10 protein-coding genes are annotated in these 10,594 nt (G+C 35.5%); 1 reads left to right on the forward strand and 9 read right to left on the reverse strand.

Translation table 11 applies throughout. From position 1 onward, the window contains the following. Window positions 1-53: 53 nt before the first annotated feature. The 4 genes from HUS62_RS21650 to HUS62_RS21665 all read right to left on the reverse strand — a co-directional run bounded on the left by HUS62_RS21650 (window position 54) and on the right by HUS62_RS21665 (window position 5,797). Complete coding sequence (locus tag HUS62_RS21650; RefSeq protein ID WP_258536837.1) at window positions 54-1,973, reverse strand: AAA family ATPase; 1,920 nt, start codon at window positions 1,971-1,973, stop codon at window positions 54-56. Next, on the reverse strand, window positions 1,957-2,703 hold the full coding sequence (locus HUS62_RS21655; RefSeq protein WP_175081116.1) for an ABC-three component system middle component 1: 747 nt from the start codon (window positions 2,701-2,703) through the stop codon (window positions 1,957-1,959). Before HUS62_RS21655 ends, HUS62_RS21650 begins: the two co-directional genes overlap by 17 nt. Continuing rightward, window positions 2,696-4,339, reverse strand: a complete 1,644-nt coding sequence (locus HUS62_RS21660) for an ABC-three component system protein (protein WP_175081117.1) — start codon at window positions 4,337-4,339, stop codon at window positions 2,696-2,698. Before HUS62_RS21660 ends, HUS62_RS21655 begins: the two co-directional genes overlap by 8 nt. 369 nt (window positions 4,340-4,708) lie before the next feature. Continuing rightward, complete coding sequence (locus HUS62_RS21665) at window positions 4,709-5,797, reverse strand: HNH endonuclease (protein WP_220095098.1); 1,089 nt, start codon at window positions 5,795-5,797, stop codon at window positions 4,709-4,711. 462 nt (window positions 5,798-6,259) lie between these two features. Between HUS62_RS21665 and HUS62_RS21670 the strand changes: the two genes are divergently transcribed. Continuing rightward, complete coding sequence (locus HUS62_RS21670) at window positions 6,260-6,520, forward strand: hypothetical protein (RefSeq protein WP_175081119.1); 261 nt, start codon at window positions 6,260-6,262, stop codon at window positions 6,518-6,520. Between the two features lie 63 nt (window positions 6,521-6,583). Here HUS62_RS21670 and HUS62_RS21675 read toward each other — a convergent pair whose 3' ends face one another. The 5 genes from HUS62_RS21675 to HUS62_RS21695 form a co-directional block, all read right to left on the reverse strand. Next, window positions 6,584-7,177 (reverse strand): class I SAM-dependent methyltransferase, encoded by a 594-nt coding sequence (locus HUS62_RS21675; RefSeq protein ID WP_175081120.1) that lies wholly within the window; start codon window positions 7,175-7,177, stop codon window positions 6,584-6,586. 858 nt (window positions 7,178-8,035) lie between these two features. Next, complete coding sequence (locus HUS62_RS21680; RefSeq protein ID WP_175081121.1) at window positions 8,036-8,377, reverse strand: hypothetical protein; 342 nt, start codon at window positions 8,375-8,377, stop codon at window positions 8,036-8,038. 19 nt (window positions 8,378-8,396) lie between these two features. Further along, window positions 8,397-8,744, reverse strand: coding sequence for a hypothetical protein (locus HUS62_RS21685; RefSeq protein WP_175081122.1), 348 nt, complete (start codon window positions 8,742-8,744; stop codon window positions 8,397-8,399). A gap of 164 nt (window positions 8,745-8,908) precedes the next feature. After that, window positions 8,909-9,199 carry a hypothetical protein gene (locus HUS62_RS21690; protein WP_175081123.1) on the reverse strand — a complete coding sequence of 97 codons (291 nt, stop codon included), beginning with the start codon at window positions 9,197-9,199 and terminating at the stop codon, window positions 8,909-8,911. Window positions 9,200-9,258: 59 nt separating this feature from the next. Continuing rightward, window positions 9,259-10,278 (reverse strand): hypothetical protein, encoded by a 1,020-nt coding sequence (locus HUS62_RS21695; RefSeq protein ID WP_175081124.1) that lies wholly within the window; start codon window positions 10,276-10,278, stop codon window positions 9,259-9,261. Between the last annotated feature and the right edge of the window lie 316 nt (window positions 10,279-10,594).

A 10,594-nucleotide genomic window follows, 5' to 3' on the forward strand; every position in this document is an offset into this window, starting at 1 on the left:
GGGCTAGTTTTGACGATGAATTCAGGGCTGAGCTTATCTTTGGTTAATACTTGTTAACAAAGTATGCTCTCACCCTGCCTCTTTAGCTTTAACTTTTTTAATTCCTCTTTTAGCTGAGATATTTTTAAACTTTTTTCTTTATAGGTTGAAGATCTTTGCTGCAAAATCAATCGCGTTAATAGTGATGAGTCTCTACGAATATCATTCAAATCAATAGTCAATTTTTCAGCGTCATCAAAAACTAAACCCAACGTTTTTAGATCCTGTTTTAATTGTGCATACTCTTTTAGCGGTTCATTTGAAAGTTGCTTTTTGTGGCTATTTATAAAAGTAATAAGTAGCTCTTTTTTTTCGTGATAATCTTCATTAACTTCCAATAACTTTTTATCAATAAATTGAGTACAATCCCCAATGTTGTATTCAAGCCACGTTCTGATTTTCATCATGTCATAGAAGTCAGATTCTCCTATGCTCTTATTATTATTCACATTTATTAAATCAAAGTTTAAATAATCTTTATATTTAAAGAGGTAGTTTTTCATTTTTCTAATAGAAGGTTCAATAAGGCCTGTTATTAGTTTTTCGGTTACAATCTTAAGTGCCTTATCATTATCTCCTAACTGTCCAGAGAAGAATTTCGATTGTTTTTCATATTCAATAAGTAAAGCTTGTCCTGTTGGCTTAATATCCCCACATAATGGGCAAGGTATATTTTGACATTGCTTTTCTTCATCATAGCCAATATGTTCTTTATAGTGAGATAAAAGATTCTTTCTACTGTCATCGATTTTAATGAGTAAAGAGCCTAGCGAACTATTTGTCTTCGTCAAACTTAAAAATAAAGCTATATCAGTTGTGAACACATCATAGCTTGAAGGAAATTTTTCTTTGTAAATATTTAAAATATCTTCGCTGAGGCTATTTGGTTTATCATCAAATAATGTAATTAACTTACTATAGCTATCAGCTTTTCTCTTAGACTTTTTCCAATTAAGACTATGTTTATTAAGCTTTTTTGCTAGATCTTCATAATTTTCAAACAAGCCAACTTTTAAATAATTCTGAAGTTGGTCAATTCGCTCTGTTGTCATTTTATGTAAAAAGTAATTAAATTTTAGCTTTTCATAATCAGAATTATTTTTTATTAGCCACTCAACACTTTCTAAGCTATCTCTATAAACTTCAAGCTGCTCTACAGTGCTAGATGTTAAGTCACTAAATATAGCAATTTTCCCACTACTTAGTGTGCTTACTGAATCTTCATCCTCAGTAGTCGGTTTTGATAACTGTGCTAATTCTTCTTCTTCTTTATTGATTAACGGGGTGTAGTAATCATCTATTTTTTTCTTCAGTTTGGTTGAAAGCATATCTAATTGGTCGGCTTTATTTTTTTCTTCTATTGTACCGAATAGATAACTTATTTCTTGGTGGCGTTTACTTTCATCAAGTTTTAAGAAGTGGCAAGTTTCTTCTTGTTGGATGTAATTAAACAAAGTAAATGTTTTATCTAGTTTTTCATTCTTTAATAAATTATTTAATTTGCTTTCATCCAGCTTATTTTTACTTAAATCACGAAAAACAGTTTCATCCTGCCACATATTAGTTTCAAAACGCTCAATAGCATTTTGATATTTTGCTACCCTACCCGCTTCGCCTGAAATATTGGCGGGTATATGAATACCGACCACAAGTAAAGTACTTGTATCATTTAAAAGTTCTAACTGAACAGTCGTTGGCTTAGAATTATCTCCCTTAAGAATATGATCTTCTTTATTCTTTGCATCAGTATGCTTAACTCGAGATATTTTCCCCGTAAAACACAGTTCTATAGCATCAAATATTGTTGTTTTCCCAAAACCATTTGGACCATCAAAAAGAACTAGATCATTACCAGTGAAATCAAACTCAACTGGTTCTTTAAAAGATTTAAAGTTCTCAATTAGCATCCTTCCTAGCTTAATCATTTGTTTCATCTTCCTTTACAAGTTCAGTAAGCCAGCTTTCAAGATCATTTATATCGAGTTCTAGCAGCTTCTCACATTCCCTTAACTGTTTTTCGGTTAACTTACTATCTATATTCTTCTGTAATATCTCTTGATTAGAAGGCGTAACTATTAATGACAAGAAAGGGATTTTTTCATAAAGCTTTGCTACAAATAAATATTCAATTTCTCTTTCAGTAAATTTCAATTGGTTAGCTTTTGTAAATTCATTAAACCTTTCAGAATCAGAAATTATACTTTGAATAAAAGAAATATAACTCCCTTCCTTACTATTAAAAGAGCTTTTAATTATTTTAAGTTCTTCAACAGAAAACAATAAAACTTGCTTCTTGAAAAAGTATGGGTCCTCTTCAACTGAAATAGATTTTTTTAGTGCATCCTTCTTTGTACTAGCTTTATGTGCAGTAAAAATTATCAAAGTAGCATTTTTATCAAATGCAGATGATATCTCTACACCTTCATCTGTCAATTTCTCAAATTTATCAGTATTGTTTTTAATTAAAGAGAGTAACTTTATTTGAATATCATTCGTAACGTGAGCCAAAACCCTTTCCGGCAAATGAACATAAACAAAGTAATCACTTTGTAAGTTTTTACCAATGTATACAAACGCTGTAAAATCATAATCCTTTTCAATATATTTAATTTTTACTAAGGAGAGTTGAGATTCTATAAAAATCTTCTCGATTAGATCATCCATTTATTTCTCCTAACGCTTTTCTGCTATCTATAAAACTAATTTCTTTTTGTTGAGTGATTTTATCTGACTCTTTTGTACCTAAGCTATTTTCATCATAGCTTTCAACTTCAGTTATTTTTTCTATTCCAGCTAAAATTTCATCATTTTCACCTGTTGAATTAACGACGATATAATCGACATTAGTAAAAACATTTGATTTATCACCTTGATTATCGACCAACCCTTTTTTTGCTCTCTCAATCTCAATATACTTAACTTCAGAGTCAGCTTCATTGAAATTAATACAACTGGGCTGATACTCAAAAACCTTTTTTTTGCATTTTAGTGTTAATTTACCAGATGGTTTTTCAACTTTTTTAATAAAGTTAAAAAAAACACTTTTAATTTTATTTGGCTCTGAAATTTGAGAATAATACTGTTGTTTCGACGGGCCTTGATAAACGTGAGGGTATATGCGCCGCAAAAAACCCGCACAGTCATCAGGGAAATAATGTTGAATTACATTTTGGCGAACAGACTCCAACCGTACCATATAATATTGGTATTTCTTATCATCAATAACTGAGCTTGCTAACAACTTGTGAGTGTCTTCAATTTGCTCTTTATAAGCCTTTTCAAAGTTTTCACGACACACTAAATTCCAATATGAATCATCTTGATCTCTATAAGTACTTTTTAGCTTTTGTACAATAACCTTAAAAGAAATACTTGGTTTAGTTGTCTGCAAGTAGGGAATATGTTGATCTTTCTTATCTCTAATGTGCTGGTGCCTTAACATTAAATTCTGATCAACAAGTGAACACAATGCTGTTTTATATAATTTGATATCTGTATCAAGAAAAGTTGTTCCGATGTGCAATAACGCTAAGAGTTCCTTGATTAGTGTGTCTAGCTCTGAGTTCAGTTCATCATCAGATAAAGCAAGATTATATACAGTAGGTTTATCAAAGCTGAGAAAAACCTTTTGGCAGGAAAGACTTTTTGGCTTAGCTAAATTTGGAACTAAATGACTAGGTATACCTGCAATATTGGTTATATTTTCCAAGGGAGGTGCAACTTCATCAGCTGTATGGAAATAAGTGGTTGAAGTCCTGAACGCTTTCTGTGAGAGCGCTTCAAAATCGGTAAAGCATTTTGTAATATTGCTTCGGTACTTAATATCTACAAGTTTAACATTATCTCTCCAGTTACTGTTTAATAACCCCTGCTTATCAATAAGTTTATGAGTACTTATTTCTGTTTTAAGCTTTTCTTTCGCTGTTGCCGTATCGCCTTCTTTTTTACTTCTAAAGTTGAAGTATTTAAATATGTCAGTATCTGGCAGGATACCTTTCTTTCTATATAAAATTGTTGCGATTGCTTCTACATGATCTTTAAATTTATTTTCGCCTTTATGCTTAACTTGGTGAAGAGACAAATATTCGTCACCTCTTTTGATGGCAAAATCTTCTATCCATTCATACTCAATATGGTGTTCATCTAAGAAAGTATCGAAAGTAGGTAAACCAATTCCTATTCGAGCTTCTTTGATAATATTAGTTAAAGAAACATAGAGGCCTACTTTTCCTTGGTAGTTATAGCCATTCCAAGAAGGTGTAGCATCGTGCAAAATGCTTTTAGATGATGCGTTAGTCATATTAAAGTTACTCTTTTATACAAACTAGATATAGTCAAAACCTTTTCCTATGAATACCAACCTACCAGCACACTCCAATTCCCCCGTGATCACACCTGAAACGAAGTTAATGATGAGTAATTTACAGCATGGATGCTGTGCAAAGCGTAGCTTGGCCATGGATGGCCTATCTACGCTGGTTACGTTCACTTCATTAACGTAAGTTGAAGATCAAGTGTGATTCTCGGGTGCGCCGAGAGAGTCCAGAGAGAGGTCGGCGGCAGCATCTCTTTGGTTGCCATCGCCAACGCGATAAAACCTCAAATAGAGGTTTTAAACCCTTAAAAATCCTGTACGCAAGCTCTGCACCAGTACGTCAAACTTCACTATTTACACTTTATAACTTGGCTTATCTTCCGCCACTAAACCAAGCTCAATATTTTGCTGCTGGTAAACAACACTTTCAGCAAATTCAAAACAATTTATCCCTACCCATAATTTGGCGCTGTTAGCCTGTGCCACCTGATAAGCCCAATCGCTAACTGAGCGTGACTTTTCAGCATCACAATTAAAATAATCGCTTAACTCATTTGTTATATACTGATTATGAACAACTAGGTTTTGCTCTTGCCAACGCTCGCGGTGCTCTTGCGCAGCTAAAAAGTCGCGTTTACTGTTATTGCATTTACTGTGAGCTGCCACAAAGTTGTGGCCTAAATCGTTGGCGTAACGCGTAAACGGAATAAAGTGATCAACCTCGGTTTTGCTGTTTAATGCCTTTTGACAATAAAAACACTGGCCTTTTTGTAGTTCTATTAATACAGGTTTTGCTTTATTGAGTGCATTGCGATCATAGCCAAATAAAAAGTCATGAAGTTGGCTCTGTGGTCCGATTAGCGATTGGTTGTATTTAATACTTTGAATTTTTTGTAGCCATGCATTTTTAGCTAAGTACACAACTAAGTCGTAAAAGCGTCTAAAACAATTAGCAATACCTGGATTTAAGGTAATATATTGCTGCCTTTTAACATGAGGGTATAAGAAGCACTCTTCCTTGCCATTTAGTTTTTGTAATAACCATAGCGGTCCATCTTTAATGGTTTGTAACGTTGTTCTGCGTATGTTTTTCCAATCACTGCACTTTTTTAATTGGCTAACTGAATTAATGTTATTTAATTTTGCATCGTGCAGTGTGGTGATTATTTTGGCTTGTTTTTTGGAGTTGGTATTTTGTAAAAGAAGCTGGTCTCTATTATTACCAATAGCACCAAAAGGAGATGCTTGATGCCAATACAACGCAATAAACTTTTCGACTAATTCGTCAAACGTTATTTGTAATTGCGCACTCGGATCTATTTGCTGTTTTTCAATGCTTATATCAGCAAGCGCATGTAACAAGGCAAACTTGTAAGTGGCACTAAAGTCCCCGTCCACCAGCAAGCGTTGAATATAAGCGATAAAGTCGAGCTGTTGCTGCATAGTCATATCCAAACTATGTCTTTAATGAAGACTTTGATAAAACGCTGAGTGCTTCTTTTAAGCGCATAAACTAAATCCTGTTACTGCGGCTTAAATGAATAAACCGCTCCATGGTTATTTCTTGATACTAAATGACGAGCCGTTAAGCCAGCATTAAGTTTAGGAACAATCTAGCATGAATAACCATGAAAAATATAGGTTTTTTCGATGAATGAAATAATAACTCTAATTTATTGAAGAGGATTTTAATGCAGAAATGCACTGCAACGGGTTACAATCAATTTTCAAGTTTTGTTTTATCAGACTAAAGAACTATCAAAAACTTGAACAATTTTTAAAAATAACCACGTGTTATTGAGCTTTTAAGGATATCAAGCTCTATGCAAATACCTAATATTGAATTTCATCTCCCGATTAGGCGGTTACTGGAAGCAGTAGCCACTTTCAACATGGAGATAAAATATGAAAAAGTCGCGCTCATTAAGGCGTCATCATTACGCTAGGTTAAAGAGTAAAGTTGTAAACCACTCTTACTTTGGTCACAGCAGAAACGATTGGCGTTGTGCACTTGAAAGCAAAATTGGTTTTTATGCTAACACAGCAAAGAGTATTACTTCGGCACTTAGCTCTAACCCAAGAAACAATAAATGGAATTCAAAAAAGCATCAATTAACGCTGCAAGAACGCAGAAGTGAACTTGATGTAAAAGAGTTTAATTACTAAAGCTAAAAGGTCGGCAATTGCCGACCTTTTTGGTATTTGAACTTCGATTATACAGCCAAACTACTATATCGTTCTTCTATGCAAAATGGCGTTTAGCCATGTTTCTGTGGCGCGCTCAGGGCGTTGGTCGGCGCTTTGCCATGACTTGAGGATAAACAGGTCAGTGCCTTTAATAATGCTCTCAAGGGCTTGTTCGTTTAGGTCGGTAAATTCGCGACCGTTGTGTTCGCGCTCGCCTTCGCCATATTTAAACGATACATACACGATGCCTTGTGGCTTTAATGCGCGGGCAAGGTTGTTGAATGCTTCGGTTAAGTCGTTTTTTGCTACGTGAATAAGGCTTGCGCAGCACCAAATGCCGTCGTATTTGGCAACGTCATTTAGCTCTAGGAAGCTGCTTACAGCTACGTCTTGGTTTAAGTATTCTGACGCCAGCTTTGCCATAGCAGGGCTGATATCGAATGCATCTACGCTATTACCACGCTCTTTAAAGATGAAAGCATCTCGGCCAGAGCCACAACCGGCATCGAGTAAAGCGCCTTTTTTTGGGATCAGCGGTAAGAACTCGTCATAAAGTTCATTGAGGTCTACATCGAGTGTGGCATCGACAAATGCTTGCGCATTTTGGTTGTAGTATTCGACGGTTTTGGATGCCATGTTACTTCCTTTATATAGGCAAGATTGCTTGGCGCTAAAATACCATTAAAGCTAGCTACTAAAAAGATATCAAATTGATTTTAAGTATTTTTGGCGGGAAATATTTTTATACTCCAGCGTAAGTAACGAGGCACTATGTAGAAAAATAATACTCACAAAGAGGCTAAGAGACGCTGCGCTTTAGAGAAGTAAGTTTTTATACCTCATTGTTTTCTCATTCACTTATCATTGTGCAAAAAATATTGGAACCACAGAGTACATAGAGCCGCTACACGCTACACAGAGAAAACCAATACTCACAAAGAGGCTAAGAGACGCTGCGCTTTAGAAAAAAGCACTTCAGTATCTCGTTTTCTTCCTCTGTGCTCTCTGTGTCCTCTGTGGTTAGAAAAAGATCTAGTAGGTCTATGAAAACATACGGGCAGTAAATACGATAAATCCTCACTGTCTTCTCATTCACTTATCTTTGTACAAAAAATATTGGAACCACAGAGTACATAGAGGCGCTTCGCGCTACACAGAGAAAAACCAATACTCACAAAGAGGGTAAGAGACGCTTCGCTTTAGAGAAGTAAGTCTTTATACCTCATTGTTTTCTCATTCACTTCTCTTTGTGCAAAAAGATATTTGAACCACAGAGGCCACCGAGGCGCTTCGCGCTTCACAGAGAAAAACCAATACTCACAAAGAGGCTAAGAGACGCAGCGCTTTAGAGATTACAAAACAAGTAGTAGTCTATTTCTGACACTCATTGTTTTCTCATTCACTTCTCATTGTGCATAAGAATATTTGAACCATAGAGGACACCGAGGCGCTTCATTTTATATAAGCACTCTTATCAAGATTTTTTCAAATTAACTATTTTTGATAATAAGAAACGATACATAGACAAATAATTGATCCAAAGACCGAGATTAAGTGCGCAGCTCCAATAACTTTATCGATAGGCCGTGCGTACTTTGCTACAAAACGACCATCAAATAATGGCGTTGGGATTCTTGAACGCTCAAAAAACATAGCAAATATATAAAACGAAACGCTTGCGCCGATACCTTTATCCCAACCAGGCGGAGATACCCCATCTTTTTCCATATGCTTATCTATATGCTTGACTGACACTCTATAAAACAGCACGCCTGAAACAAAAGTAACTACTGTAAATACGAGTAGGGAGTAGAAAATAAAGATTTTAAAGCCCATTTCGAAAGTTCTCTTTTATTTAGACAGTATCTAAATACATGGCTGTAAACACACTGATTGTGAGCCCTGCTACTGTGAAAAGGTGCAAGAATGCTAAAACTTTATCTACCGGCCTTGCATGTTTTGCTATAAAACGGCCATCAAAAAGAGGTGTGGGTAATCGCGAGCGTTTAAAAAATATTGCCATGGCGTAAAAGGGGGCGCTAGCGCCAACACCTTTGTCCCAAAGCGGAGGGGTAATATTATCTTTTAGCATTTTTTTATTTATGTGTTTGATAGAAATGCGGATAAATAAGACCACAAAAATAAACGCTAAAGCCATAAAAATGAACATACCTGCCAGAGCAAGCTTATCTATACTAGGCATTATAATAACGACTCCCTGTCAAAAATTTTTTCAGTTAGCGACTTCACTTTTTCGTTTACAAAAACGAAGATTTAAATCCTATATACAAGCCTATTCCTATATCTACAACCCAACAATAAGGCGTTATCATAAGAAGTGTACTCGCTGCTAATTTGTGGTGTTATTTATAACAATACATATTCTAATAAGATCATAATTGAAATACTAAAAATAAAGCCAAATGTAGAGAGAAGATGCAAAAAAGCGAGAAACTTATCAATTGGCCTTGCATGTTTGGCGACAAACCTACCATCAAATAGTGGTGTTGGCTTACGAGCTCTTTTTAAAAAAATAGCAAGTGCGTAAAAAGGAGCGCTTGCTCCAAGCCCTTTATCCCAACTAGGTGGGGAAGCCCCATTTTCTAGCATTCTATTATTAATATGCCTTACTGATATTCTCGGAAATATAACAGTCATTATCATCATTAAGAAAAAGAAGAAAATGGTGCAGTATAGAATTGAGTTGAGTATCAACATTAAAACAAATCTTTCATCAAAGGCTGCCTATCATATATGTTTTCTGTTAGCTTTTTGCTTTTTGTGTTAACCGCTAGGCTCATTAAGAAACCTGCTCCTAACCCTACCGCTAAAGCAACCACCCACCCATATGGGGTTAAAATTAGAAATGAAGATAGAGCTGTGGTGACTGATGATGCTGTTATGATACCTGCAAATGTTGAAGCCCCAAAACTAGCTAGCTCTGTTGATAAACTTCGCTGCCAGTCCTTATTGTTTTTATAGTCGTTGTAAACTTTGTTCGCTCTAAATGCACCATCAAGTAAAATCATGCCATTGCCAAGCCAACGGCCGGTATTCTCAATTCGCTTAATTTTATTGAATTCAGCGGTGCTACTTATATCGAGCTTGGCAGAATGCCTTGCTGATTTAGCTATATTGATACCCCGATTCGGATTAGACCAAACCGTGCCACGACGGCTTGCACGGTTTACACTCATAAAACGTTGCAGTTCTGTACGAAACTGACCGTTAAGCTCTTTGAATATACTGAATGCCTTTTGTTCTAATGCAACCATGTGATACTTGGGCATTCCTGATTTATGAGCCATACGAATATCTCTTAAAGCGGCTTCATATTTGTTGGCATAATTGGCGAACTTTGAACTACGAGCCTCAATTGATGTTGCTCCAGACCCAACAATTCCATGTGTGTTTTCAGACAAAAATGGCATAACCTGATTTTGAAAATCAGAGATTGCCATTAGTGTTTCACTGCCAAAATCGCGAAGCATATATGCAATGTTTCGGCGGGAATGCGCAGGTAATAAATCAAATTGACGAACTATACTTTGTTGTTCATTAGAAGGTGGAGTGTAAGAGTCTGAGTATTCTCTTCGCCATATATAAGGTGCGCCTGAAGTGATAACTTGGTTTTTTATATGGTTGTTGTCTTTGGTAAAGGTGTCTTCTTTATCTTCTTTACATTTCACAAATTCAGCGGTTACTGAATCAATACAAATTCTAATTTCTAATGCCATAAGTAGTATCCATACTAATTAATCATCCTTATTTGAAGGTTATCTTTATCACTTTAGTGAGTCAATGATGAATAGATAAAATGGGTACATGTTATGTGGCAAATGGTTTTAGCTAATAGTTAATAGTTTTCTCATTCACTTCTCATTGTGCAAAAAATATTGGAACCACAGAAGAAACCGAGGCGCTACAAGCTACACAGAGAGAAACAAATACTCACAAAGAGGATAAAGAGACGCTTCGCTTATGTGGACTCCCCCTTGTCAACAACAATAATTTACAATCAAAAGAATAAATGCGTGCTTATGTACGAGCTCT

This window comes from Pseudoalteromonas sp. 0303 (genome assembly GCF_013349995.1).
In the GTDB taxonomy this organism is placed as follows: Bacteria; Pseudomonadota; Gammaproteobacteria; order Enterobacterales; family Alteromonadaceae; genus Pseudoalteromonas.

What these genes read in the sequence shown, in the direction of transcription:
- HUS62_RS21685 (WP_175081122.1), bottom strand. Translation starts at nt 8,744, where the DNA reads ATGCCTAGTATAGATAAGCTTGCTCTGGCAGGTATGTTCATTTTTATG.
- HUS62_RS21660 (WP_175081117.1), bottom strand. Translation starts at nt 4,339, where the DNA reads ATGACTAACGCATCATCTAAAAGCATTTTGCACGATGCTACACCTTCT.
- HUS62_RS21650 (WP_258536837.1), bottom strand. Translation starts at nt 1,973, where the DNA reads ATGAAACAAATGATTAAGCTAGGAAGGATGCTAATTGAGAACTTTAAA.
- HUS62_RS21695 (WP_175081124.1), bottom strand. Translation starts at nt 10,278, where the DNA reads ATGGCATTAGAAATTAGAATTTGTATTGATTCAGTAACCGCTGAATTT.
- HUS62_RS21675 (WP_175081120.1), bottom strand. Translation starts at nt 7,177, where the DNA reads ATGGCATCCAAAACCGTCGAATACTACAACCAAAATGCGCAAGCATTT.
- HUS62_RS21680 (WP_175081121.1), bottom strand. Translation starts at nt 8,377, where the DNA reads ATGGGCTTTAAAATCTTTATTTTCTACTCCCTACTCGTATTTACAGTA.
- HUS62_RS21655 (WP_175081116.1), bottom strand. Translation starts at nt 2,703, where the DNA reads ATGGATGATCTAATCGAGAAGATTTTTATAGAATCTCAACTCTCCTTA.
- HUS62_RS21665 (WP_220095098.1), bottom strand. Translation starts at nt 5,797, where the DNA reads ATGCAGCAACAGCTCGACTTTATCGCTTATATTCAACGCTTGCTGGTG.
- HUS62_RS21670 (WP_175081119.1), top strand. Translation starts at nt 6,260, where the DNA reads ATGAAAAAGTCGCGCTCATTAAGGCGTCATCATTACGCTAGGTTAAAG.
- HUS62_RS21690 (WP_175081123.1), bottom strand. Translation starts at nt 9,199, where the DNA reads ATGACTGTTATATTTCCGAGAATATCAGTAAGGCATATTAATAATAGA.